The organism is Marinobacterium maritimum, from assembly GCF_039523155.1.
In the GTDB taxonomy this organism is placed as follows: domain Bacteria; phylum Pseudomonadota; class Gammaproteobacteria; order Pseudomonadales; family Balneatricaceae; genus Marinobacterium; species Marinobacterium maritimum.
Genome location: NZ_BAAAET010000002.1, coordinates 566,109 through 592,145, shown reverse-complemented (window position 1 = coordinate 592,145; position 26,037 = coordinate 566,109). Strand labels below are relative to the sequence as shown.

The window sequence follows — 26,037 nt, the reverse complement described above, 5'->3', positions numbered from 1 at the left end:
TCAGCAAGATCACAGGCAGAATATTCCACCATGCGTTTGCCAAAGCCGTAGGTGCCCTGATAAACGCAAGGTTCAGGCCAAGTTTTCAACTCATTGATTTATAAGAATTAAGAGTGAAGAGTGGGGGGCTTACGACGCGTGATTGTACAACCTATGATTTACGGTTTTTAGCGCAGGGAGGGTAACTAACTGATTTCAAATGACTTACAACATTACACCTTTGTAACGCAGGGTTATCTGGAAACTTACAAACCCCGGTGTTACACCAAATAGCGTCACTAACGTAAGGGACTATTAAAGCGCTTGTGCAATGATCAAGGCGAAGGCCATAGACCCCCGCCACCATGGATTAATTGTGCTTCTGCGGCTCATCCAATGACCGATTCGGCAGATCCAGCCCACGCAGCTTGTTCTGGTATTCCCGGGTCACTTCGCGGGCATCTGCAGTGTCGGTTACCGCTGTAGGCGTGATCATCACCACCAATTCAGTGCGGTTGATACTCTTGCCTCGGCTGCCAAAAGCCCAGCCAACCACCGGCATATGGCGCAGGTAAGGGACACCTTCGCTGCCGTTGCTGCGGTTCTCCCGAATAAGCCCCCCCAGCACCAGGGTTTCGCCGCTCTGCACCGCCACGCTGGTGTTGATGCGACGCTGGGTGATGGTCGGCGAGTCGATGGAGGAGCTGGTGGTTTCCTCGGCCACGTCGTTTACTTCCTGAGTGATATCCAGTACCACCATGCCGCCGGCATTGACTCGGGGTGTCACCTCCAGCAGCACACCGGTATCCCGGTACTGGATGGTGCTGGTGGTGTTGAGGTTATCGCTGGCGGTATTGGTGGTAGAGGACGTCCGGATCGGTACCTGGTCACCCACCCGGATCTCGGCGGTACGGTTGTCCAGCACCATCAGCGAGGGCGAGGAGACCACGTTGATACGTGAATCCGAAGCCAGCAGGTTAAGCAATGCCCGGGTCTGACCAGCCTTGAACACCTCGAAGGTGGCGGTGTTCAGCGCATCGGCTGCCGCCTGCGAGAAGCTGCCGATGGTACCCACTCCCTTACTGGTATTGCCGAAATGGCTTTTGAAGAACCAGTTGAGGCCGTAACGCAGTTCATCTTCCAGAGACACTTCCACAATGGTGGCTTCCACCAGTACCTGTAGCGGCAGCACGTCCAGCTTCTGGATCGCCCGGTAAACCTTGTCGTAATCCGTGGGCGACGCCATGATCAGCAGGGCATTGTTCTCGTTGTCGGCGATGATCTCCACATCACCCACATCCAGGCTGGCAGGGGCCGAGCTGCTCGCTTCCGCACGGGTAATGGTTTCACCTTCGGCAGCGCCCTCATCAGATGTTGCAGTGGCTCTGCTGGCCCGAGGCGATTCACTGTCACGCTGGGCCTGGCTACGTCTTTGCCCTGCAAATAGCTCACTCAGCATCTCGGCCAGGTTTTCCGCCCGGCCGTTCTGCACATAGTAAACGTACATGCCCAGCCCCTGAGCACCCTCGGTACGGTCCAGACGACGTATCCAGGCTCCGGCATCACGCAGGTATTTTTTCTGCGGCGTGATCACCAACAGCGCATTCAGCCGCTCGATAGGCAGGAAGCGGACCACACCCGCCAAAGGCCCTTCGGCAGAGTCGCCAAAAATCACCTCCAGCTCGGTCATCAGCAAATCGGGTTCGACCGCCTGCAGGCGGAACAGGCCAACCGACATGCCCTGCAGCTGGTCCACGTCAAAAATTTTGATGGTCTCTTTTAGGTTAATCAACTCGGCCTGAGTACCGGCCAGGGTAATCATGTTGCGTCGTGCATCGGCCTCCATGAGGCCCTGTCGCGGTTTCATTGGCTCCAGAATCTTGACCATCTCCTGAGCACTGATATAGCGCAGAGGTACAACCAGCAGCTGGTAGCCACGATCGGCACTGAGGCTGGCTTTGAGACTGACAGTCCCCCCATTAATGCTATCGATCGGCAGGACTTCGTAATAGTCACCTTGATCCACCAGTGCTGCACCGTTTACCTGCAGCAGCTTCTCCAGCGTGGGTATTAACGCATCCCGATTGACCGGTCGCACCGTCTGCATGTTGGCCACGCCACGCACGTTATCATCAAGGATGTAATTGACCTGCATGATGTCGCCCAGAATGGTTTTGACGATCTCGCCGATCTCGGCGCCCTGGAAGTTGAAGGTGATGTCACCATCGACCGGAACCTCCGGCGCGCCCTCGGTCAGATCAATGAAAACCCCGTTACCGCTGTAAACTTCCATTCTTGGTCCAGTGCTGGTCACCTGCTGCCCTTCTTCAGTGGCAAAACGCCCGCTTTCCATGCTGGTTTGTGTCCTGCGGCTACGCCGTGCCAGTGCGTCCGGCCCGGCAGGGGTATCCGGCTGATACTCACTGGAGCGACCCCAGGGGCTATCCAGCGCATTGGGGTTCTGGCTGTCCTGCAGCGCACAGGCACTGAGCCCCAGTGCACAGAGGCCAAACCACAGGTATCGATGAAAACGTGCAAGACCCGATACGGCAGGGTGTTCCAGGAACTTACTCATCACTGACCTCCGTACTCTGGCGTAAGCGACGCGGCTCTGATTCCCGCGTATCCGGCTGTCTACTCTGTTCATCCGTATTCCCTTGTTCGCTGCGCTCGGTCACGCCCTTCTCGGCGGTGAGCACTGGCTTAGTATCCCGTGGGGTCATCAACTCAAGGCGGATCTGCTCTTCGCCGCTCCCCATAATCACACTGTCAGGATTGATCTCTTCCAGCATCCAGGTAGCATCCAGTGGCATCCCCGGAATCATCGTCAGATGCCGGTCACCGTCACGATGCTGTAACATCGCACGCACCTCATCACCCACCATCACAATCCCTGTCAGTTTCCACTGTTCCCTCAACTCCGTGGCCGATGTCAGTGCCTGATCATCACCTGCATCGACCGCAGGCCGCCGGTCAGCATTGAACAGCGGTCGCTCAAGGATTCCCGAGAAGGCTTCACGAGGAGGCAGTGTCGGCAATCCTGAGGGCATATTTAGCGCTGGGGTATCCAACACCTGGGCCTCTTGCTGTGGCGGTGACGGCTCTGTCTCCGGCAGCTCCGTTTCCTGCGCCAGAACGGGTGCTCCGACCCAAAGCATGGAGCACAGCGCTATCGGGGCCAGCCCTTCTCTGAAGTGCATCATCAGGAGCTCTCCCTTGCAGTGTAGCCGGTAAGATCGAAACGAATATCCAGCGCCGGAATGCTCTGCCGTTGCGTGCGCCGCTGTGCTCGAGCCGATACCTGACGCCGGGGATTGGCCAGTACGGTCAGGTTATCGATAAACAATACGGGCTTGCTCGATTCCAGCGTATAGAGCAGGTCAACAAGCTCATCCAGTTCACCACGAATATGTACCTGAATGGAGATCGCCGGTAGAGGAGTGTCCCCGTTGGTATTGATAATCTGGGTACTGATCAACTGACCGCCGGCTCGGTTGACCTGGCTCAGCAGCAACTGCTGCAGACTGGCCGCAGCCAACGCAGGCGTAGCTTCGCTAAGGTACCAGTCCGTAGTGGGCAGACTGGACTGGAGTTCAGCCAGACGCTGGCGGTCGGCATCCACACCAGCGATCAGGCGTTGATAAACTTCAATCCGATTTTCCAGCGAATCGATCCGCTCACCGTAATCGCTCAAGCTCAACCACAGTGGCCAGAGCAGCACTCGGACCAGCAACAGCAGAACCACCACTAGCAACAGAACCGCCAGGGCTCTGCTTTGAGAAGGCTTCAGTGGTTTCATGGCAGTATCTCCTCACCCGCCCTCGGGCTAAGCTGTGCCCTCAGGCTGAAGCGTTCCTTGCGTGAGCGTGGGTTGATGGTTACTGGCGAAGTAAAGCTGGCGGCCTGCAGTAACGGGGACTCTTCCAGCAGGCCGATCAATGACGAAGCATTGGCGGACTCACCCTGAATCCTCAACTCACCCCGCTGCAGCTCAAATCGGGACAACCAGGTATGATCGGGCAGCAGGCGGGTCAGTTCATCCAGTAAAACCAGTGTTGCAGGTGTCGCATTACGCCGTTCGAGAATGAACCGCCCCCCCTCTTCCAGGGTATCAACTTCATTACGAATCGCCCGGGCCTCTTCAGCCGCCTGTTCCAACGGGCCAACAGCCAGCTCCAGTTCCTGCAGACGCTGCTCCCGCTTGAAAAACAGGATGCCGGTCAACAGCGCCAGAACCAGTACCACCAGTACCGGCCGGCTGCGCAGCGTTCGGCGCATAGGCGGACGTACCTGCTCGGGCATCAGGCTCAGGGTGCTGCGCTGCTGGGCATTACGTTCGGCGCCCTCTGGCAGTATCCACTCCGGGCTTAGCCCTGCCTGCGCCAGCCCCTCGATAATCTGCTGGCGCCTGGTGTTTGGCAGAGTGAACAGCTCCACATCAATGCGCTGCGCGGTTCTATCCCGCTTGATCACCCTAAAGCCGAAGCTGGCCTGATCGGTACTGAACGGGGTGTGTCGGTCCAGTTCAAAGCCGAGCACACTTTGCAGGCGAGGCTCAGTCGCGGCTGGCAACGAAATTACCTTGTGCAACAGATCTTCCCTGGGCATCAACACCAGCAGACGACTGGAAGCACTTTTCTGTCCGCGCCAGTTTGCCAGCACCGGGTCACTGGCACAGGCATCCAGCGGGATACGACGCTGGCTGCCGTTTTCAGGCACTTCAAAGGCGCCAGATACATAGCGGATTGTTCGCTCTCCTCCTTCAAAACGTCGCCGCCAGCGGTCCGGAATCAGTGCCGACAGCTCTCCGGTCCACCAGTACCAGAAACGGGTAATAGAGCCACTCAACTGTTGAGCCAGTTGTTGAAATCCCGTATTCATCAGCTCTCTCCCTCCGTCTCCTCGGGCGCCTGTTTATCGGGCAGTAATATCTGCTCACGCAGCAAGCGTGTCGTGTTGCCCCGCCTCTGGATGCGCGCGCCCTGACGTATTTGAGTATAGGGGCCAATGTTCGCTTCGGTGACCACCAGATAGAACTGCCCTGCTCGCCGAGCGTCCACATAGGGGGTAGCGTCAAACGGCAGCTCCGGCAGCGGAAGCCCGCTCTCCCAGGCGCTGCGGCGCTCTTCAATATAACGCTGTACAACGCCCTCACTGGCATTGGGCAGCGTCATCAACACCTCGAAAGACGCTACCTGCGGGTTCAATGTCCGGGCACGGGTCGCTACCGTCAGGTGTGGCTGAATATGGCGGTAAATCCGTTCGGTCATGCCCAACACCTCCGCCAGTTCGTTCAGCTCACGGAAGGGTCGGTTGGCCGGCCCCTCAGTCCGCCCTGCCTTAAGATATTCGTCTTCTTCGGCTCCATTGAGGCGCACCAGATCGTCTGTATCACGCCAATCCTCTATCGCGGCGACCAGCTCCGCGCGTGCACTGCTTTCCTCCACAACCGGCTCCAGCAGCGCATCCAGCAGCTCGGTAGGGACCGCGTTGATATCAAGCTTGCCGCTTTCATCGTACAACGCCACGCTAACCTCGGCCTCACCGACCTGCATCTGGTGCATCACTCCGTCCGCAAGCCAGTAGCCCTGCCCCTCTCCTGTTGGGGAAGGCTGCAGCAGACTCCACTGTGCCCAGGTGATACCAGCCTGTGCAGCCAGTGCGCCCTTTACCCCCTGCTCGGTATTCAGCGTCTGCCGCGCAAAGCTGCGTCCGCCGAACGACAGGTTGGTGGCGATCAAGCTAAGCAGCACCAGCACCCAGAGCACCGTGACCAGCACCACTCCCAGCTCAACCGGCCGGCCTGACTCAGAAGCCATCACTGCGTATGTCATAACTGTATTCCTGCATGGCAATGATCAGAGCCTCCCAACTGGATAGTAAATCTGCTCTCCTTGTCGGCACCTCATCGCTTTCCGGCTGCTGCTCCAGGGACAGTTCGACCGTCAACGGCAGCGTTCCCTGATCGAGCCACTCATCCAGCGTCTGACCCGGGTTGTCAGAATCGAAGTAGCGGTAGCTGAAACTCAATTCCGCATCACCCGTTAGTCTCAGCACATGCTCTTCAGGCTCCGGAAGCAATTCACCTTCGTCATCGACACCAGGGTCCGGATCGAACAGGCGGTCCCAGTCCACCGTGCGTTCGTTCTCGAACGCCAAGGTCTGCAGTACCAATGCCTGCGGCCGTTCAGGCGTGGCCTCGCTCAACTTCAGCCGGTACCAGAGCAGCCCGCTGCCACTGCTTGAGGCATAACGCGGAGCCACAAAAACCACCTCATCGCGACGCCCCCTAAAAGCAACCTGGACCCCGCCATCCACTACGCGGATACGTTCTCCCTGAGCATTGCCTACCAGTCGCCGTAGAAGCTGCTGTAACTGGTACTGTTCAGCGACCTCCTGTTGCCGACGGTCAGCACTGTCCCAGGCACGCGAACTGATCCGCAGGCTGGCAAACAGCAACGACATGATCAGGCCGGTCAACACCAGTGCGATCAGCAGTTCCACCAGCGTAAAGCCGCATTGTCGGATTCTGTTCATTGCGTCTGTACCAGCCTTAGCGTCCGCAGGGTTAGGCTCTGGTTCCTGTCCCAATTGACACTGATCAGAATTTCGTAGGGTTCAGGAGCACCGCTGTCCAGCCCAGGGTCAGAGTCCGGAAACTCAAAGCGGTTTATCTCCAACTCCCACTCGAATCGCTCATCTTCGAAACGGCCCCGCCGTGTTCCCTGTTGCAGTTCCCGTTCTGCCAGCGTCCGGTCCAGTTCGGACTGGGCCAGCATCAGCGCCAGCTGGCGGTCACTGGCACGGGCGGTGGTATCCAGCGCCCTGGAGTTCAGGTTCAGGATGACACCCAGCATCATCGCCAGCAGCACAAAGGCCACCAGTACTTCCAGCAGGGTAAAACCCGCTTGCTTCCTGCCGAGCCGAGCACTATCCATCGATCCAGACCTTTCCGTTCAATGCTTCGACGCGGATCATGTAGTGCCCGGCAGACTCGGAACTCAGGCTAAGGGCGCCCCCATTGCTGCTGCCATCCGGGAAAAACACCAGCGCCTTGTCATCTTCAAAGGGCGTTTTGAGGAAGTCGGGAACCTCACCCTGTTCCAGCTGTACCTCGACACCTTCCGGCCAGAGAGCCAGCGCTTCCTTACCGGAACGAAACCGCCGTTCTTCCTGATCCAGCGACAGACGCCGATTGCGACTCTGGCTGACCGCTTCACTCCTCAATTCACGCAACATGGCGGCGCTCTGGCGGGCAAAGCTCTTCAGTTCACTGCCCGGTAATACATTGCCGATGTTCGGCGCCACCAGCGCCAACATCAGCGAAGCGATCACCAGCACCACCAGCAGTTCCAGCAGGGTCATGCCGTCAGTGCGAACACCGGGCCTGGCACTACTCCCAGCTGCGTACATCCTGGTTCTCCCCATCACCGCCCTCGCGGTCGTCGGCACCCAGCGAGTAAAGGTCATACTCACCGTGATCACCCGGGAACTGATAGTGGTAGTCGTTACCCCAGGGATCCTTGCGCACCACCTTCTTCTTCAGGTAAGGACCATTCCAGTTTTTCGCACCGCTGGGTTGGCTGACCAGTGCCTCCAGTCCCTGCTGGGTGCTGGGGTAAGCCCCCACTTCCAGCCGGTAAAGATCCAGCGCCGCGCTCAGCTCCTCGATCTGCAGCGCCGCGGTCTGGGTTTTGGACGTGCCCACATGGCGCAGCACCTGAGGGCCGACCAGACTGGCCAGCAGGCCCAGAATGACCAGCACCACCAGCAGTTCCAGCAGGGTGAAGCCGGCATTGGGCAAGGGCAGGTATCGATCACGCTGTTTCATAGGTTCACCTCTTTTGCTCCCTGTGTTCATTCAGAGTGGCAGTTCATTGATCGACATGATGGCCACCAGGATCGACATGATGATGCCGGCAATCATCAGCCCAAGGCCGACGATCATCAGTGGCTCCAGTATTGTCAGCATGCGCTGGATGCTGACGCCCACTTCGCGGTCATACAGGTCGGCGACCTTCAGCAACATGGCGTCCAGCTGGCCGGTTTCTTCACCAACCCGGATCATCTGGATCGCCAGCAGCGGAAATCGGCCGCTCGCCTGCAAGGGATCGGCCAGACGGCGACCGGCGCGGACCTCTTCCGTAGCCTGACGCACCACCTCGGCCAACTGCTGATTGCTCAGGGTGTCTCGTGCAATCTGCAGCGCACTGACCATGGGAACGCCGCCGCGCAACAGCGTGCCCAGACTGCGGCTGAAACGAGCGGTTTCCAACCGTTGATTCAACCCACCGATTAAAGGCAGCTCCAGTTTAAGCCGGTCCCAGCGCAACCGGGCTTCGGGATCGCGCAGGTGGCGCTTGAACCAGAGTCCCGCCAGCACCAGTCCTATCAGCACCCAGGGGCCAAATACCTGAATGAAGTCGGCAATCGCCATCACCACGCGGGTCGGCAACGGCAGTGCTTGGCCCATATCAGCGAAAAGCTGTTCGAACTGGGGAATCACGTAAGTCAGAATGATGATCAGCGAGAGGATGGCAACGATCAGCAGGATCATCGGGTAGAGCAGTGCCGACATCACCTGCTCGCGCAGCGCCTTGCTGCGCTCCATATATGCGGCCATGTCGGTCAGTCCGGTGTCCAGACTGCCGGCGGTCTCGGCGGCATGGACCATGCTGACATAAAAGGGCGAAAACTGGCCGTCCTGCTCCTGCAGCGCTTTCGACAGCGAGCGACCTTTCTGTACCCCATCCTGTACACGCTTCAGCAACGCCTGGTGCTCGGGATCGGGACTGACCTGCAGCATGATTGCCAGCGCCCGGTCGAGAGAAAGCCCGGCGTGCATCAGCTCCGCCAACTCCTGTGTAAACTGATGTACCCGCTGCAGCTGCTTGTGACGACCGCTTTCCAGCTTCAGCCAACGCCCCAGATCCGTGCTTTGACCAGCCGGCTCAATCAGCAGTGGAATCAACCCCTTGCCCTGCAGCTGACGCACCACGCTATCGCTGTCCCGCGCTTCCAGTTCGCCCTTGAACTCTTCGCCTTCCTGAGTCACCGCTCGATAGAGAAACTGGGGCATGCTCGATCACTCCTGTGTCACCCGGATCACTTCTTCCAGGTTGGTGAGCCCCTGCAGGGCCTTGGCACAGCCATCCTCATACATGGTGCGCATCCCGGCGGCACGTGCCGCCGCCTGTATCCGGCCGGCATCAGCATGATCCAGCGCCAGGCGGCGGATATCGTCATTCATCTGCAGCAGTTCATGGATCACCAGGCGCCCGAAATAGCCGGTCCCCTGGCAGTGCGAACATCCGGAAGCCCGCCAGAGCTGCAGCGGACCATCGCCGGTTGCAAAGCGGGCCAGGCCCATCTCACGCTCCAGCTCCGGCAAAACATCGTATGGCTCGCGGCAGTGCGGACAGAGCACACGCACCAGCCGCTGAGCCAACACCGCGTTGAGCGTTGAGGTCAGCAGGTAGTCCTCAACTCCCATTTCCAGCAATCGGGTGATACTGGAAACAGCATCGTTGGTATGCAGCGTCGACAGCACCAGGTGACCGGTCAACGCCGACTGCACACAGATACGTGCCGTTTCCAGGTCACGCATCTCGCCCACCATGATCACGTCCGGGTCCTGGCGCACGATGGAGCGAAGCGCGTTGGCGAACGTAAGCCCGATGGATGACTGCACCTGAATCTGGTTGATACCCGCCAACTGGTACTCGACCGGGTCTTCAACCGTAATCAGCTTGCGCTCAAGGGTGTTGAGTTGATGCAACGCGGTATACAGGGTGGTGGTCTTACCGCTGCCGGTCGGACCGGTCACCAGGATCATGCCGTTGGGAATCTTCAGCAGCTCGTCCATCTGCTTGCGGCAGTCATCGGTAAAACCAAGGGATTCGAAATCGAAGGAGATGCTCTCGCGGTTGAGCAGGCGCAAGACCACGCTCTCGCCGTGCATGGTCGGCACGGTAGAAACACGCATGTCGAGATCCTTGCCCTGCACGCGCATCTCGATACGGCCATCCTGCGGCAGGCGGCGCTCGGCGATATTGAGCCGCGCCATGATTTTGACGCGGGAGATCACCGCCGGTGACAACTGCACCGGCGGCGCTTCACCCTCCTGCAGCACGCCATCGATGCGGTAGCGCACCTTGAGCTGGTTCTCGAACGGCTCGATGTGGATATCCGAGGCACGGGCATCAACCGCTCGCTGAATGATCAGGTTGACCAGACGGATCACCGGCGCGCCGCTGGCCATGTCCATCAGCTCTTCGACGCTCTCTTCCTGCTCTTCAGAAGGTGTTACATCGGCAAGGATGTCCCCCATCTGGCTCTGGCCTTCGCCAAACACCTGATCCAGCACCTGTACAATCTCGGAGCCAACCGCCACACGAGGCTGCACCTGCAGGCTCCGCGCCATGGCAACGGCATTGATCAGAAACAGGTTGAAGGGGTCGGCCATCGCCAGCGACAACTGGCCGTCGTCGACCTGCAACGGCAGCACCTGATTTTCGCGCATAAAGCGCTCGGAAAGACCGGGCTCGGGGTCACAGTCGGCGCTCAACTCGGCAGCGGACAGCAAGGGTTCCTGCAGATAGCGAGCCAAGGCGTTGGCCATGTCCCGCTCGGAAACCAGCCCCAGTCGCACCAGCAATGTTGGCCAGGAAGCCGGTTCGGCCTGCGACTGGCGCATCTGGCTAACGCGCTCCAGATCACTGCTGCTGATCAGGCCTGCGCTGACCAGTTCATTGACAAATGCCTCCTCTGGCTCCTGCGGCTGGGAGGTTGCTAATCCACTCATTTCATTCCTCCTCACCTGCACACGCAGCTTCAGAGCATGAAAACGGTACCAACCTGCCTGTTCAGTACCCCCGGGACGCACGACCTTTAACGGCCAGGACAGAACGTCTAATCACAACTATAGACACTAATCGAACGGCTGTTGGGCAAGTCACCTGTATATTTTATGAAACGTCCTCTCTTCCCGGATATTGCGTTCAGGATGCTTAACACCCTTGCATAAAGGCTCAGGTTCCCTGTCAGCATGTGCTCCCGGACATGCGTTTCACTGAAAGAAACGCAATGATCCAACCGGGCGCCGCCGCCTTACCCTGAGGCCTCGATCAAACCTCAGAAAGGCATAATAATGACAAAGACAACACCTATGGCTGTAGTGGTCTCTACCCTGACTCTGGCTCTGGCCGGCAACCTCCAGGCCGCCCCTGCCATCGACGCACCCATGCCCGATTTCACCCTGTTTGCCAGCATGGGCGTGCTGGATGTCGAAGACAGGGACTTCGATCCCGAAGCCTTCGAACTGGAGTTTGGCGTCAATGGCCTGATCAAGGCCGACAGTTTCAAGATGCGCTACCAGTTTGTGGCCGAAGTGGCCGACGCGGTTAACAGCCGCGACACCGGAGGCACCGAAGGAGAAGATGATATCCACGTCAAGGAAGCCAAGCTGATCTTCCCGACCGCCTACGGCGCTTTCGTATTGGGCCCACGCTCCAGCAGCGGGGTTTATGGCGACATGTACAAGAACATCGACCTGTTCGAGTACAACGAAACCCACAATGGCAAGGTTGCAGTGAGCGGCAGTCCACTGTTTGGCCAGGCAGCTGAAGGCCAGGATGTACTGGCCTATAAAACCCCCACATGGAACAACCTGTACGCTGTTGTCTCGACGCTGTCACTCAGTGAGAGCAACGACGAAGACCTCGATGTCAAAACTGCTCGTCTGATCTATGACGACAAGACTTTCCGCTTTGGCATCAGCCGGGTACTGGTGGAACAGAAAGTCGCCAACAAGGAGGAGGACTACGTCCGTACCGCACTTACTGCCGGTTACAACGCCGGCGCTCTGCATCTGGGTGCCACCTACGAAATCAACGAAGACACCTTTAACGGCAACGATTTCGATAGCTACGGCGTGGCTGCCCGTTATGCGTTCGGCAAGGGCCTGTCCACTTCTATCGCGTATTTTGACAAGGACGCCGATATCGATACGGCCGACGACAGCGGTGTGGTGTTCCAGATCAAGAAACAGGTTCACCCCAACGTCGCGCTCTGGGCGGAGACTGGACAGTTTGATACCCAGGCCGACAACATCGCGCTGGGCGTCAATTTGAAGTTTTAACAGAGCTTAGGGTGCTGCCTGCCCCTTCGGGTAGCACCCTTGCGTTTGTCGAGTCAGCGGTACAACTGGAACCGCTACTCAAACAACAGATACAACGACCGCAATACGCCTTATGTTCCGTCCCCCTTCTGCAAATGTTCCGAGTCGCCTGCGGCTGCAACCGGGCTCTTTTCGCTGACTAGCCATGACCGAAACTTCAGGGTGAAACAGACGTCGAGGATAGCGCTTGAGATACACTACTGTACGTCAGCTTGAAAAAGCCCCGGTCAATGTCTTCCTTATACAGCCCGCAGTACAGTGCTGCGCATATGTATGTGTGCCGGAAATGTGATGAAGCCCTGCTTTATCTGAACGGAGGCTGCCGGCAGATACCACAGCAAGCAATGACACCAAATACCATACCCCGGCACTCGCCGGGGTTAGCTGTTTTAGCAGGAGCACAAGATGAGCATGAACCTGACCGAAGCGGACAGCAGCCGCTTTATCGACATCACTCTGGACGGCCAGCCGGTCAAACTGCATTACAACGACTGCGGCGAAGGCAGCGAAACCCTGGTCATGCTGCACGGCTCCGGCCCTGGCGCCAGCGGTTGGGCCAATTTCAACCGCAATATCGAGCCGCTGGTCGCAGCCGGTTACCGCGTCATCCTGCTCGACTGCCCGGGCTGGAGCAAAAGCGACTCCATCGTCTGCACCGGCTCACGCTCGGATCTGAATGCCCGCGCCCTGAAAGCCGTGGTCGATGCGCTGGACCTTCAGCAGATCCATATTCTGGGCAACTCCATGGGTGGCCACAGCGCCGTCGCCTTTACGCTGGAAAACCCGGAACGTGTCGGCAAGCTGGTACTGATGGGTGGCGGCACCGGTGGTGCCAGCCTGTTCACGCCGATGCCGGCAGAAGGGATCAAGCTGCTACAGGGCCTATACCGTGAACCGACCATCGAGAACCTGAAGAAGATGATGTCGGTCTTCGTGTTCGACACCAGCGACCTGACCGAAGAGCTGTTCCAGGCGCGCCTGGACAACATGCTCAAGCGTCGCGACCATCTGGAAAACTTCGTCAAGAGCCTGGAAGCCAACCCTAAGCAGTTCCCGGACTTCAGCCCGCGCTTGCCTGAGATCAAGCAGGACACGCTTGTAATATGGGGCCGTCAGGACCGTTTCGTACCAATGGATACCGGCCTGCGCCTGGTGGCCGGTATCCCCAATTCCCAACTGCACATTTTCAACCAGTGCGGCCACTGGGCACAGTGGGAACATGCGGATCGGTTTAATCGCATGGTGCTGGACTTCCTGCAGCACTGAGAACCTATCTACGTTGCCGAATGCGTCGTTAAAAACAGGCTCAAAATGCTCATTTAGTCTACTAAACTCCGCTTTTTCGCCTGTTTTTGCCCGGGCGGCGATCCGCTCGCCTCGGCGGCCTCGATAACGGTTCTCAACACTCTGCTCATATCACCCTGGCCACCGCCCTCAGGTGGTGGCCGGCTTTTTACTCTTCCCTCGGTGGCGGACAGTCGCCGAAGATTCGCTTGGTACAGGTCGCACAGCGGTCTTGGTCCAGCTGCGGGATCAGCGTTTCTATCGCCGTACGCGGGGTTTCATGGAAACGCTGCTCACCGAGCAGCTTGAGTGCCCCAGTGCGTTTCAGCTCATCCATGACGGTCCCTTTCAACGAGCTGAACAGAATATCACCACTCATCATATACAGGCGGTTGATCTCCTGATGCAGCATCTCCACACCAGCCGCATCGATGAAGTTGATCCCCTTGCCGATCAACAGGATATGATTCACCCCGCTGCCGGGAGCGGTCAATCGGCGGATTTCCTGCTGCACATGATCGACCGCACCAAAGAACAGCGAACCATCAACACGGATGATCTTGAGTTGCGGGCATTCTTCCAGCTGGTAACGGCTGATATTACGAATATGGCGACGCTCACTCTGCTGCAAGGGCGCCACTTGGGTCACGCGCGGCTGGGAGGTCCGGCGCAGATAGAGCGCCAGTGACAGCATCACGCCGATATAGATGGCAAACTCCAGCTCCACGAACAGCGTCGAAAACAGGGTCACCAGCAGGATCGCGGCTTCCGATCGGCTGTTGGACAGAATATGACGGATGCTGCCGAAGTCGATCAGGTTCCAGGCGATCAGTAGAATGGAGCCGCCCATCACCGCCAGCGGCAGTCGAGCCGTCAGCTGCGGCAGGGTGACCACGACCAGCGCCAGCAGCACAGCGGCAAACACGGCCGCCAGCGGCGTACGCGCACCAGCATCATAGTTGGCGCCCGAGCGAGTAAAAGAGCCGGTGCTGGCATAGCAGGCAAAAAAACTGCCCACCACGTTGGACAAGCCCTGGCCGATAAACTCCTGGTTGCCATCGATCTGCTGGTTAGAGCGGACAGCGATGGCACGGGCAATGGATACTGCCTCAATCAACCCCAGCAGCGCCACGGCCAGTGCGCCCGATGCCAGCGATTGCAACGTAGCGAAGGAGAATTCCGGCAGCACCGGAGTCGGCAGCTGGCCGGGTAAGGCACCAACGTAAGCCACTGTGTCACCGGCAGGGTCAAGCAGGTAGCAGGTCAGGCTGCCGGCGGCCATGCCGATCAGCAGATGCGGCAGTTTACGGTTCAGCTTGCGCACCAGTACGGCTACCACTAGGGTGGCCAAACCGGCCTCCAGCGCGACCATATTGAGCCCTTCGGCATGCGCTACCAGATGTTCCAGTGTCGATACCATCGACAGGCCACCCGGTACTTCGATACCCAGCACATGCTTGAGCTGGCTGACCGCTATCAGGATAGCCGCCCCGCCGGTAAAACCAATGACCACTGTATGCGAAATGAAATTGACCAGGCTGCCCATGCGAAACAGCCCCAGCGCCAGCTGAATCAAGCCGGTCAGCAGGGTCAGACTGATCACCAGCCCCACATACTGCTCGGTGGAAAAGTCCCCCAACCCGCTCACCACACTCAACACCACGATCGACAGCGCCGCCGTAGGACCCGAGATCAGGTGCCAGGAGGAGCCGAACAGTGAGGCGATGACCGCCGACACCATCGCGGTATAAAGACCATACTCCGGAGGCAGCCCGGCAATAAATGCATAGGCCACTGCCTGGGGCAGCACCAGCACCATGCCGGTCAGTCCCGCCATGAAATCAGCTTTCAGGTTGTCCGACGTGACCCGGTCACGCCAGCGCAGAAAAGGTAACAGCTTGTTGATCCAGACAGACATCAAACGGAATCCGAACAAATAATCAGGATGGGCGCTATATTGGCAGCTTAGCGTGCAAGAAACAAAAAGGGGGCGTGAGCCCCCTTTTTACCCGCCGGATCTTACTTGACCTCGGGTACTTCAAGACCGATCTCTCGGAAATAGCGTGCGGCTCCCGGGTGCATCGGCATGTTCATGTCTGCAAAGACACCATCCAGACTCAGGTTACGCAGCCAGGGGGTACTGGCCTTCTGCGCTTCCAGATCATCCCAGTAGGCCTTGGTCATCTTGTAGACAGTTTCTTCGTCCAGATCCTTGTTGGTCGCGATACCAATATTGATACCGATGGTATACACCGGCTCGGTATTGACCTGATTCTCGCCATAAACACCGGGTTCAAGCGGTTTGATGCTGTATCCCGGCGTGCTCAGCAGTTTCTGCAGATCCGGGTTGGACTTGAAGGTATCCAGGTCCACGCCGATAAAGCGAACCTTGTTGGTCAGGGCAACCTGGCTGATCACTGGGCTTGGTGCGACTGTCGCATTGAACAGGACATCAATATTGTGATCCTGGAACGCCTGCGAGGCCGATTCATGGCCCAGCTTGACCGAGGTGTAGTCCTCGCCCGGCTCATAACCGGTAGCCGCCCGAATCATGGTTTCGACTGTGCGACGCGCCACACCACCCGGAGGGCCGGCAAACACACGCTTGCCCTTGATATCCATCAGGCTCTGAATGTTGTCCTCGGCATAGGTAACCCCCTGGTAGAGTCCCATCGGGAACATGAACACGGCTCTCAGATTCTGCGCCAGCTCCGGCGCATCCTTGATCTTGCCGAACATGCCTCCACCGGTCTTCATGTAGTTATGGATCGACGGTGACATCATGAAGAATTCGCCCCGCCCTTTGGCAGTATCCAGCGCATGCTTGGGTGCCACACCGGTGGCGTTGACGATAATGGAATATTCAGGCAACTCCTTGTTGATGGTGTTGGCGAAGTGGGTCATCACCATATAGGGACTGCTGCCCGGCCCCAGCGTGGACATGCGGAAGGTTTCGGCAGCCTGAGCCTGAGAAGCGCTGGCAGCGAGTATGGCACCGGCACACAGAGAGGCGGCCAGGGTCTTGAACGAGCGTGCATTGAACTTGAACATCATGATTACCTTTCGTTGTTTCTTATAGTTGTTTGCAGAAAAAACGGCGGCCCACCGCGCCACCACGGCGGACACGCTCGAAAAACAGTACCGGCAACAGCGCCAGTGCCAGCAGCTGCACCCACCAGAGCGGTGAGATCACGGCGAAACCGGCCACCAGGTAGAGCACTCGCTTGATGCCCTGAGCCGAGAAGGCGCCAGCGACCAGCAGGATCGCTGCCGTCGTAGTGACCAGTGCCGTCAGCAGGCCAAACCAGCTGAAGCTGTCATTGATCAGCAGCATTGACGGCTGATAGACGAAGGCAAAGGGGATCAGGAAACCGATGACCGCCAGGCGCAGCGAAGTGACACTGACTTTCAGCGGGTTGGCCTGAGCGATCGGTGCCGCTGCAAAGGCTGCCAGCGCCACCGGCGGCGTTACCGCCGACAGAACCGCGTAGTAGACCACGAACAGATGCGCCGCAATCAGCTCCACACCCAGCGCCTGCACCGCCGGTCCCATCACCAGGATAATCACCAGATACGCCGGAACCGTCGGCATGCCCATGCCCAGCACCAGACAACCACCGGCCATCAGCAGCAGGGAGACGAACAGGCTGTCACCCGCGACCATCTGGATCGCTTCGGAGAAACGCAGACCAAGACCGGTCGCATTCATTACGGCGATGATGATGCCCACGGCGGCTACCGCTACCATGATGGTGGAGGCCGACTTGGCGCCATTGACCACCATCTGCCACAACTGTGCCGGCTTTTTCAGCAATCCAGGATCGACCAGCACACCCAGCACAGCGGCTGTAATCAAGGCCCAGAAGCCGGCCTGTGCCGGGCTGCTGCCCTGTACCATCAGCACGATGATCAGACCAAGCGGGACAACAAACGCCAGCCCCTTGAGCTTTTCCATCCGGGTCAGCGACTCAACCGCTTCCTTGCCCTGAGCCTTCATGCCCAGGCGTTTGGCTTCGGTGGAGATGAAGGTAAACAGACTGGCATAGTAGAAAATCGCCGGGATCAGTGCCGCCAGGGTGATATTCAGATAGCTGATACCGGTGACATCCGCCATGATGAAGGCGACAGCCCCCATGATCGGCGGCATTAACTGACCGCCACTGGAGGCAGCCGCCTCGACCGCGCCGGCGAAACGCCCGGAGAAGCCACTCTTCTTGATCATTGGAATGGTGATCACCCCGGTACCGACCACGTTGGCCACCGAGCTGCCGGAGATGGTGCCGAACAGTCCACTGGCCAGTACCGCGGCATGGGCATCCCCCCCCGGCAGGTGACGCGTCAGACGGAAAGACAGCTTGAGCAGTACCACACCGACACCCAGTGCATCGAGCAAGGCACCGAACAGGATGAAGATCAGGATGGTGGAAGTCACCACGCCGAGGGTGCTGCCGAAGACGCCATCAAAGCTGTACCAGACGGTGGTCAGCATCTGGCCCAGATCCATGCCCGCGTGAGCCAGACCTCCCGGCAGCTCGCGCCCAAACAGGGCGTAGCAGGCGGCCAGTGAACAGACGATCAGCAGTGTCAGACCGATCATGCGGCGCATAAGCTCACCCAGCACCACCAGCCCGGCCAGCGCCATCAGGATGTCAGGGGTTTCCAGTTCGTAGAGCCCGGTCTCCAGCTCTTCATAGACCCAGAAGTAGCGATAGGCGGCTGCCAGAACGGCAACCACCAGCCCCAAATCAACCAGCCGTGCCCACCAGTGGCGTCCCTTGCGGGTCATGCTGGCATACAGCAGGATGACGCAGGACAGCGTAAAGGTCCCCACCCGGAGGATGGTGTCGTCAAAGATTCCCCAGCCGGCGGTGTAGAAGATCGACACCACCATCACCAGAAACAGCGGTGCTCCCAATATCTGTGCCGGGTGGGCCTTGGCCCAGGCAATCAGGTTATTCAGCATAGTCTGTAGCCTTTCTTATAGTATGTTCTGTTCGACCCTTACCAAAGGCCGAACAGGTAACCGCGCGCATGGGCCTTTCCGGTCATGTTGGCCACGGTTTCGTTACTGATGGTGGTGCGTGTCTTGCGCAACCGGTACCAGTCATAGAGGGCTTGCTCAAGCCGTTCACGCTGATCAGCATGAGCCGGGGCCTGCCCCAGATCCCGCTGTTCATACGGGTCGAGTTCCAGATCGAACAGTTGCGGGCGGAAGTGCTCGTAGTGCACGTACTTCCAGCGCCCGTCGGTAATCATGATGGCGCGGGTCTGGTCCGGCGCCAGGTCCAGGGCAAAGCGGGCCTTGCGCCAGGCATAGTCAGCCTCGCTGATGGCGAACTCGCGCCACTGCTCAACCACCCCACTCTGGAGCAGCGGCAACAGAGAACGTCCTTCCAGAATATGGTCGGGGACTTTGCCACCGGCAAGTTCCACAAAGGTGGGCACCAGATCGATCGCTTCCACCAGACGACTGTCTTCGCGCCCCCGGGTATCGTTCGCCTGAGCACGTGGGTCGTGGACGATCATCGGAATGCGTGCGCTGGCCTCATGGAAGAGTTCCTTCTCGCCCAGCCAGTGGTCACCCAGGTAATCACCGTGGTCGGCAGTCAATACGATCACCGTATTGTCGTACTCACCGATCTCCTTGAGGAAAGTGAACAGTCGTGCCAGATGGTCGTCCAGCTGGGTAATCAGCCCCATGTAGGCTGGAATAACGCGCTGACGCACATCTTCTCGAGAGAAGTTCACCGACTCGTCATGCCCCATAAAGGCCTGAATCACCGGATGCAGGTTTTCCAGCTCCTGCTCCGTGGCGTTGACCGCAACTACGTCATCAGCCGTGTACATATCGTGATAGGGCGCCGGCGCAATATAGGGCCAGTGCGGCTTGATGTAGCTCAGGTGCAGGCACCAAGGCTGATCAGAGGACTCACGAATGAACGAGATCGCCCGATCAGTGGTGTAGGCGGTTTCCGAGTGTTCCTCTTTCACACGGGCCGGCAAATTGCAATTGCGCATGTACCAGCCGGACAGGACTTCACCGTCCTCACCCTCACCCGAGTTGGCCCACTCATGCCAGGGGTTCTGGCCTGCGTAGCCCAGCTCGCGCAGGTAGTTGTTATAAGCCAGGTCCGGCGACACGCTCTGGTCCGGATGCAGGCCGTCATCGCGCTCGTAGGGTTCAAAACCGCACTCACTCAGCAGCACACCACGGGAGGACTCAGGGTCGACTCCCAGACGCTGCATCCCTTCAACATCCTTTTTCATGTGCGTCTTGCCGACCAGGCCCACGCGGTATCCCAGCGGACGCAGGTAGTCACCCATGGTCTGCTCGGAGATCTTGAGCGGTACATTGTTATAGGTCGCACCATGGGAGAAAGCATAGCGGCCGGTATAGAAAGACATGCGCGAAGGGCCACAGACCGGCGCCTGAGTATACGCCTTGGTAAAGTTGACACCTGCCGCAGCCAGGGCATCGATGGTCGGTGTCTTGATAGTCGGGTGGCCATTGCAGCCCAGGTAATCAGCACGCAGCTGATCCGCCATGATGAACAGAATGTTGGGTTGTTTTGCCATGAGACAGCCTTGTGTTCAGGTTTCGGTTGCCGGGAGAACAGCCGAAAACAGCGGTTTCTCTTATTAATCTGGAGTCAGCTTAATCAAGAAATACCGGTCGCTAACAAAGCGTTTCACTGTGTGAAATTCAACATCAGATACTTATATTCTGGATTTTTAATTGCTCAGCCAAACGGTCAGCCGCACTTCGTAACAGGGGAAAGTAGTGCTGATTAACTTCAGGCTTACTGATCGCGCCCTGAGGCCAGGACAAGGCCAGAGTGGCTTTCACTTTGCCCTCATGGAGCACGGGAACGGCAATTGCCTCAATCTGCTCTCCCTCTGTGGTGCCGACACCAAAAAAGGAAGACTCACGCACGCCGTATCCCTGCTGACGGGTCTCATCCAGCAGTTGTTGCAGCCAGACGGAATCACAGGCCAGGCGCCCTTCCTTGCCGCCGGCGGCCTTCAGCGCCGCAATAATGCTGCGTCGCTCCTCTTCCGGACAAAAAGCGAGATAGGCACGGCCATTGCCGGACATCAGGAAAGGAGGCCGATAGCCCATCACCTGACGGTTAAGAATGAACACTGAATGCAGGCGTGTTGTTTCGACAATTTTCATCGCCAGGCCATCACGCATGGCGATATCGACTGGCCAGCGCAACCGGCTCTGCAACTCCTGAATGATCGGCGCGGCCAGCTCAGCCAGCTGCTCACCCGGATCGTTGTTCGGCATCTGACGACTCACCGTAAACGACAGCCGGTAGCAGGAGTCGCCCAGCGCACGATAGACCCAGCCAGCTTCCTGCAGCGTTTTCAGGATGCGCAGCAGGGTCGCCTTGCTGATACCGGTTTGCCGGTGCAGCTCAGCCAGTGATGCAGGGGACTGCTGGCGGATGGCCTCAACGACCTGAAGGCCACGGGCGAGAGAATCTATTGATTTAACCATGGGAAAGTTCGGCTATTGGAGAAAAGCGCAGCACTTCCATGGCTGAAACGAAGAAATCCGGCAGCACTAAGCTGCCGGACGTGGGTACCGGTATCAGGCAGAAGGCAGCGGTACGATCAGAACCGGACGCTTGGAGTGGGTCAAGGTTTTGGTCGCAGTAGACCCCACCAGCATTTGCTCCAGAGCACTATGCTTGCGGGTACCCATAACGATCACATCAGCCTTGATCTCATCGGCTACTTCAAGGATCTTGCGCCAGGGCGTCCCCTCTTCCACACGCGCATTAATGTTCTTGAGACTGAGCACTTCATGCTCTTCCAGCTCGTCCTCACAAAAACGTTCGATACGCTCACGGATCTTTTTGCTAAGCGCTTCGACGCCCTTATGCAGCATCTCGTCGATCTCTTCCTGCTCCATCATATTGCTCAGCACGCTGCGGGTGGTACTCGACAGCGATTCGATTACATGCAGGTAAGTGATCTCCGACTCGGCATAGTGACCGCAGAGGCTGACCGCGGCGCGGAAGGCAGGACGCGAACCCTTTTCCAGGTCAGAAACATACAGGATTTTTTTCACATCATGGAACATACGACTACTCCTCTATCCATGCAGGACAGGACAGGCTGTACCGCTTAGCGGTACAGCAGCTCCGGCAGGAACAATGCGATCTGAGCGACGAACACGATCAGCGCCAGACGCACAATATCCGCACACCAGAACGGGGTCACGCCCTTGAAGATTGTGCCCGTTTTCACATCCCTCAATACTGCACTGAGTACAAAGACATTCATACCCACCGGCGGCGTAATCAGACTGATCTCGGTCACGACTACGACGACTATGCCGAACCACACCAGGTCGTAGCCCAGACTGGCGACCAGCGGGTAGAACACCGGCACGGTCAACAGCATCATCGACAGGCTCTCGAACACCATGCCCAGCACAATGTAGATGCCCAGGATCGCCAGAATCACCACGATCGGCGCCACGTCCATGGAGGTCACCAGATCCAGCAGCATGTCCGGCAGACCGGCACGGTTGATGAAGTCGGAGAAGATCAGTGCACCGATCACCACCGCAAACAGCATTGCCGAGGTGCGCGCCGTATCGGTCAGGGTTTCGAACAGGTTGCGCAGCGTCATGCGACCGCGGAACAGAGTGATCAGGAAGGCACCACCGGCACCGATACCCGCTGCTTCCGTCGGCGTGAAGATACCCAGGTAGATGCCGCCCATCACCACGGTGAACAGCACCAGCACGCCCCAGACGCCCTTCATCGCCTGCAGACGTTCCGGCCACTCGGTCTTTTCACCGGCCGGACCGGCACTGGGATCACGCCAGACCACGTAGCGCACCGCCACCAGGTAGAGCAGGATACCCAGGATACCCGGGATGAAACCGGCCGCGAACAGCTCACGGATGGATGACTCGGTCAGCAGACCGTAGATCACCAGGATCACGCTGGGCGGGATCAGGATACCCAGAGTACCGCCCGCCGCGATGGACGCGGTTGCCAGGGAGTCGGCATAGCCGTACTTGCGCATCGGCGGCATCGCCACCTTGGACATGGTCGCGGAGGTCGCCAGGCTGGAGCCACAGATGGCGGAGAAGCCACCACAGGCCACTACCGTTGCCATCGACAGGCCGCCCTTGCGGTGGCCAAGGAAGGCATTGGAAACGGAGTAGAGTTCATGGGACAGACCTGAGCGCGTCACCAGGTTACCCATCAGAATGAACAGCGGGATCACCGACAGGCTGTACTCCTGCACGGTATCGATCACACGGTTGGACGCCATCGACAGCGCCCCGGTCCAACGGAAGTTGGCAATATTGCTCAGCTCCAGGCCCTGCAGGAATGCAAAACCGAAGAAGCCAACGATCCCCATGGCGAATGCGATCGGCATCCGCACCACGATGATCAGGAACAGGAGAACGGCAAAGCCGATCAAGACAACGGACATAATCGAGATACCTGTATCCGGTTCGGGTTAGTCTTTATCCTGGAACAGGATACGGTAGACACCATAGGTAATCATGCCGAACGCTGTCGCCCAGCTCATGATCGCGATGTACTGAACGATATAGCCGGTCGGCATCGCCAGAAACTCGGTCACAACGCCACGACGGATGGAACGTTCGCCCAACTCGAAGATACGCAGTGCCAGAAAATAGAGTGACGAGGACATCACCAGTGCAGCAAACAGTGACAGCACCTTGACGATCTTCGAACCCAGGAAGCGGTCCAGCAGGTCGACCACGATATGGCCACCACGCCAGGTGATCACCGGCATTGCCGCGAACACCATTACCGCCAGACCGATCTCGGTCATCTCGGTCCCGCCATGCAGCGGGCTGTTGAACAGATAGCGACCCACGACATCAACGCAGGTCAGTGCCATCAGGAAAAATAGTACAGCTGCGGACACCATTTCGAGGAAGAAGGCCAGCCAACGGACCGGCCCCTTCTCGTCATAGTGCGCTTTGATCCAGGCACTAAACGACATGGATTACTCCTGCTTCTGAGCTTCATACTCGCGAGCAATAGTACGCAGCTCTTTCAGAGCAGCCGCTGCATCTACACCGCGATCGGCAACGCTGTCGATCCAGGCCTGATCCATGCCTTCAGCCAGCTGGTTGAATGTCTGTACGAAAACAGAAGAAGCATCATGCTCAACTACATTCACACCTTTTTCACGTGCGAAAGCGAGGCCATCGATATCGCCCTGCTCCCATGCCTGACCAGCCAGTGCGGACAGCTTCTCACCAGACACGCGACGGATCGCTTCAGCATCCTTCGGGTCCAGATCTGCCATGAAGTCCGGGTTGATAAACATGGAGAAGGTACCCAGATACATGCCACCCGGGATCATGTTCAGATCCTTGGTTACTTCAGCCAGACGCAGTGATTTTTGCTCACCAACCGGCAAGAAGGCACCATCGATCACGTTCTGCTGCATCATTTCGTATACTTTGGTCGCTGGAGCAGCCACCGGAGTGATTTCCATGCGCTCACCGATAGCGGCCTGAACGCCACCACCGATACGGATCTTCTTGCCCTTGAGGTCATCCAGGCTGTTAACCGGGAAGGTGGTCATGATCTGACCCGGGCCATGAGTAAACAGACCCAGTACTTCCAGGCCGTCATACTCACCCGCCTGGGCGAAATATTTTTCATGTACGCGCCAGAGAGCAACGGATGCCGCTTCGGCATTTACGCCCATACCCGGCTGTTCTGCGGCGATCGGCAACTTGAAACGGCCCGGCACGTAGCCGTGGTAGCTGAAACCGGCATCGATTACGCCGTCTTCAACCAGCTGGAAGTAGGTTTTCGGATGGCCTGCATCGTACTCGATCTTGACTTCAACGCGCCCTTCAGTGGCTTCTTCCACCCATTTGGCCCAGGTCGGCCAAACAACAGCGTTCTGCGCAGCCGTCGGCGGCAGCCAGGTGCCAACGATCAGCGTGGTATCTGCTGCCAGAGCAGAGGCGGATGCAGACAGGCCCACGGCCAGAGCAGCTGTCTTGGTGGCGAACTTTATTTTTTTAATCATGGTGTTGCTCCTGCATTGGTATAGTTATAGGTATTGCGATACTAAAAAGACAACAAATCCATTAAATAATGTAACACTTCGCTACGTCAAGCAAGTCGCGAAACGGGCACACCTCTACTAATGTCTACCCTTTCACACGATTCAGTCTTCCTCCCTGTTCCCCTTCAAATATCTGTAAAACCTGTTACAAAAAATGCTGTACCGCTTAGCGGTACAGCAGCTCCGGCAGAAAGAGTGCGATCTGGGCGACGAATACGATCAGCGCCAGGCGCACGATGTCGGCACACCAAAACGGTGTCACTCCCTTGAAGATAGTGCCCGTTTTAACATCTCTCAACACCGCACTGAGTACAAATACGTTCATACCCACCGGCGGCGTGATCAAACTGATCTCGGTCACAACTACGACGACTATGCCGAACCAGACCAGGTCGAAGCCCATGCTGGCCACCAGCGGATAGAATACCGGTACGGTCAGCAGCATCATGGACAGACTTTCGAATACCATTCCCAGCACGATATAGATACCCAAAATTGCCAGGATTACTACGATCGGTGCCACATCCAGTGCCGTGACGAACTCCAGCAGCATGTCCGGCAGGCCGGCACGGTTGATGAAGTCGGAGAAGATCAGCGCACCGATCACCACCGCAAACAGCATCGCCGAGGTCCGTGCCGTGTCGGTCAGCGTCTCGAACAGGTTGCGCAGCGTCATGCGACCACGGAACAGGGTGATCAGGAAAGCACCACCCGCACCGATACCGGCTGCTTCGGTCGGGGTGAAGATACCCAGGTAGATACCGCCCATCACGACGGTGAACAGCACCAGTACGCCCCAGACGCCCTTCATCGCCTGCAGGCGATCCGGCCAGGGGGTTTTTTCACCAGCCGGGCCGGCACTGGGATCACGCCAGACCACGTAGCGAACGGCCACCAGATAGAGCAGGATACCCAGGATGCCCGGAATAAAGCCGGCAGCGAACAGTTCACGGATGGAGGACTCGGTCAGCAGGCCGTAGATCACCAGGATCACGCTCGGCGGAATCAGGATACCCAGGGTACCACCGGCAGCAATGGAGGCGGTCGCCAGTGCATCTGAATAACCGTACTTGCGCATCGGCGGCATCGCTACCTTGGACATGGTCGCAGAGGTCGCCAGGCTGGAGCCACAGATGGCAGAGAAACCACCACAGGCCACGACAGTCGCCATCGACAGACCGCCCTTGCGGTGGCCGAGGAAGGCATTGGAAACGGAGTAGAGCTCATGGGACAGGCCTGAGCGCGTCACCAGGTTACCCATCAGGATGAACAGCGGAATCACCGACAGGCTATATTCCTGCACAGTGTCGATCACGCGGTTGGAGGCCATCGACAGCGGGCCGGTCCAGCGGAAGTTGGCAATATTGCTCAGTTCCAGTCCATTGAGAAATGCAAAACCAAAGAAACCGACCAGACCCATGGCGAATGCGATCGGCATCCGCACCACGATGATCAGAAACAGGAGAACGGCAAAGCCGATCAGTACAACTGACATAACAAGA

General features: G+C 58.1%; 23 protein-coding genes. 2 read left to right on the top strand and 21 right to left on the bottom strand.

Annotated features, from left to right (window positions below):
* Positions 1-349 precede the first annotated feature (349 nt).
* The 11 genes from gspD to gspE are packed head-to-tail and all read right to left on the bottom strand — an operon-like array spanning position 350 to position 10,783.
* Positions 350-2,554, bottom strand: coding sequence for a type II secretion system secretin GspD (gene gspD / locus ABD013_RS09120; protein ID WP_343805065.1), 2,205 nt, complete (start codon positions 2,552-2,554; stop codon positions 350-352).
* The gene (locus ABD013_RS09115) at positions 2,547-3,182 is read right to left on the bottom strand and encodes a hypothetical protein (protein ID WP_343805063.1); all 636 of its coding nucleotides are present in this window, start codon (positions 3,180-3,182) and stop codon (positions 2,547-2,549) included. The genes gspD and ABD013_RS09115 overlap by 8 nt, the downstream gene beginning before the upstream one ends.
* Entirely contained in the window at positions 3,182-3,778 is a 597-nt protein-coding gene (gene gspM, locus ABD013_RS09110; protein WP_343805061.1) for a type II secretion system protein GspM, read from the bottom strand. The genes ABD013_RS09115 and gspM overlap by 1 nt, the downstream gene beginning before the upstream one ends.
* Positions 3,775-4,860: a PilN domain-containing protein gene (locus ABD013_RS09105; RefSeq protein ID WP_343805059.1), complete on the bottom strand. Its 1,086-nt coding sequence runs from the start codon at positions 4,858-4,860 to the stop codon at positions 3,775-3,777. The genes gspM and ABD013_RS09105 overlap by 4 nt, the downstream gene beginning before the upstream one ends.
* Complete coding sequence (locus ABD013_RS09100; RefSeq protein ID WP_343805057.1) at positions 4,860-5,813, bottom strand: type II secretion system minor pseudopilin; 954 nt, start codon at positions 5,811-5,813, stop codon at positions 4,860-4,862. The genes ABD013_RS09105 and ABD013_RS09100 overlap by 1 nt, the downstream gene beginning before the upstream one ends.
* Positions 5,788-6,516: a prepilin-type N-terminal cleavage/methylation domain-containing protein gene (locus ABD013_RS09095; RefSeq protein WP_343805054.1), complete on the bottom strand. Its 729-nt coding sequence runs from the start codon at positions 6,514-6,516 to the stop codon at positions 5,788-5,790. The genes ABD013_RS09100 and ABD013_RS09095 overlap by 26 nt, the downstream gene beginning before the upstream one ends.
* Positions 6,513-6,917: a type IV pilus modification PilV family protein gene (locus tag ABD013_RS09090; RefSeq protein WP_343805052.1), complete on the bottom strand. Its 405-nt coding sequence runs from the start codon at positions 6,915-6,917 to the stop codon at positions 6,513-6,515. Before ABD013_RS09090 ends, ABD013_RS09095 begins: the two co-directional genes overlap by 4 nt.
* Positions 6,910-7,392 (bottom strand): GspH/FimT family pseudopilin, encoded by a 483-nt coding sequence (locus ABD013_RS09085; protein WP_343805050.1) that lies wholly within the window; start codon positions 7,390-7,392, stop codon positions 6,910-6,912. The genes ABD013_RS09090 and ABD013_RS09085 overlap by 8 nt, the downstream gene beginning before the upstream one ends.
* Entirely contained in the window at positions 7,373-7,810 is a 438-nt protein-coding gene (gene gspG, locus ABD013_RS09080) for a type II secretion system major pseudopilin GspG (protein ID WP_343805048.1), read from the bottom strand. The genes ABD013_RS09085 and gspG overlap by 20 nt, the downstream gene beginning before the upstream one ends.
* A 30-nt stretch (positions 7,811-7,840) precedes the next feature.
* On the bottom strand, positions 7,841-9,058 hold the full coding sequence (locus tag ABD013_RS09075) for a type II secretion system F family protein (RefSeq protein WP_343805046.1): 1,218 nt from the start codon (positions 9,056-9,058) through the stop codon (positions 7,841-7,843).
* Between the two features lie 6 nt (positions 9,059-9,064).
* Positions 9,065-10,783 (bottom strand): type II secretion system ATPase GspE, encoded by a 1,719-nt coding sequence (gene gspE / locus ABD013_RS09070; protein WP_343805044.1) that lies wholly within the window; start codon positions 10,781-10,783, stop codon positions 9,065-9,067.
* A gap of 345 nt (positions 10,784-11,128) precedes the next feature.
* Here gspE and ABD013_RS09065 point away from each other — a divergent pair, with 345 nt between their 5' ends.
* Positions 11,129-12,118: a porin gene (locus ABD013_RS09065; protein WP_343805042.1), complete on the top strand. Its 990-nt coding sequence runs from the start codon at positions 11,129-11,131 to the stop codon at positions 12,116-12,118.
* A gap of 444 nt (positions 12,119-12,562) precedes the next feature.
* Entirely contained in the window at positions 12,563-13,423 is an 861-nt protein-coding gene (locus ABD013_RS09060) for an alpha/beta fold hydrolase (protein ID WP_343805040.1), read from the top strand.
* 187 nt (positions 13,424-13,610) lie between these two features.
* Here the strand turns inward: ABD013_RS09060 and ABD013_RS09055 are convergent, their stop codons facing one another.
* From ABD013_RS09055 to ABD013_RS09010, 10 genes are all read right to left on the bottom strand, one after another.
* Entirely contained in the window at positions 13,611-15,359 is a 1,749-nt protein-coding gene (locus tag ABD013_RS09055) for a SulP family inorganic anion transporter (protein ID WP_343805038.1), read from the bottom strand.
* A gap of 101 nt (positions 15,360-15,460) precedes the next feature.
* Positions 15,461-16,495 carry a TAXI family TRAP transporter solute-binding subunit gene (locus ABD013_RS09050; RefSeq protein ID WP_343805036.1) on the bottom strand — a complete coding sequence of 345 codons (1,035 nt, stop codon included), beginning with the start codon at positions 16,493-16,495 and terminating at the stop codon, positions 15,461-15,463.
* A 19-nt stretch (positions 16,496-16,514) separates the two neighbouring features.
* A complete protein-coding gene (locus ABD013_RS09045) occupies positions 16,515-18,404 on the bottom strand; it encodes a TRAP transporter permease (protein WP_343805034.1) in 1,890 nt (629 codons plus the stop codon).
* Between the two features lie 38 nt (positions 18,405-18,442).
* A complete protein-coding gene (locus tag ABD013_RS09040; RefSeq protein WP_343805031.1) occupies positions 18,443-20,017 on the bottom strand; it encodes an alkaline phosphatase family protein in 1,575 nt (524 codons plus the stop codon).
* A 133-nt stretch (positions 20,018-20,150) separates the two neighbouring features.
* Positions 20,151-20,945 (bottom strand): IclR family transcriptional regulator domain-containing protein, encoded by a 795-nt coding sequence (locus ABD013_RS09035; protein WP_343805029.1) that lies wholly within the window; start codon positions 20,943-20,945, stop codon positions 20,151-20,153.
* Between the two features lie 93 nt (positions 20,946-21,038).
* Positions 21,039-21,533, bottom strand: coding sequence for a universal stress protein (locus tag ABD013_RS09030; RefSeq protein WP_343805027.1), 495 nt, complete (start codon positions 21,531-21,533; stop codon positions 21,039-21,041).
* 44 nt (positions 21,534-21,577) lie between these two features.
* On the bottom strand, positions 21,578-22,906 hold the full coding sequence (locus ABD013_RS09025) for a TRAP transporter large permease (protein ID WP_343805025.1): 1,329 nt from the start codon (positions 22,904-22,906) through the stop codon (positions 21,578-21,580).
* A 27-nt stretch (positions 22,907-22,933) separates the two neighbouring features.
* Positions 22,934-23,449: a TRAP transporter small permease gene (locus ABD013_RS09020; protein WP_343805023.1), complete on the bottom strand. Its 516-nt coding sequence runs from the start codon at positions 23,447-23,449 to the stop codon at positions 22,934-22,936.
* Between the two features lie 3 nt (positions 23,450-23,452).
* Entirely contained in the window at positions 23,453-24,496 is a 1,044-nt protein-coding gene (locus ABD013_RS09015) for a TRAP transporter substrate-binding protein (protein ID WP_343805021.1), read from the bottom strand.
* Positions 24,497-24,701: 205 nt separating this feature from the next.
* Positions 24,702-26,030 (bottom strand): TRAP transporter large permease, encoded by a 1,329-nt coding sequence (locus ABD013_RS09010; protein ID WP_343805019.1) that lies wholly within the window; start codon positions 26,028-26,030, stop codon positions 24,702-24,704.
* Positions 26,031-26,037 lie beyond the last annotated feature (7 nt).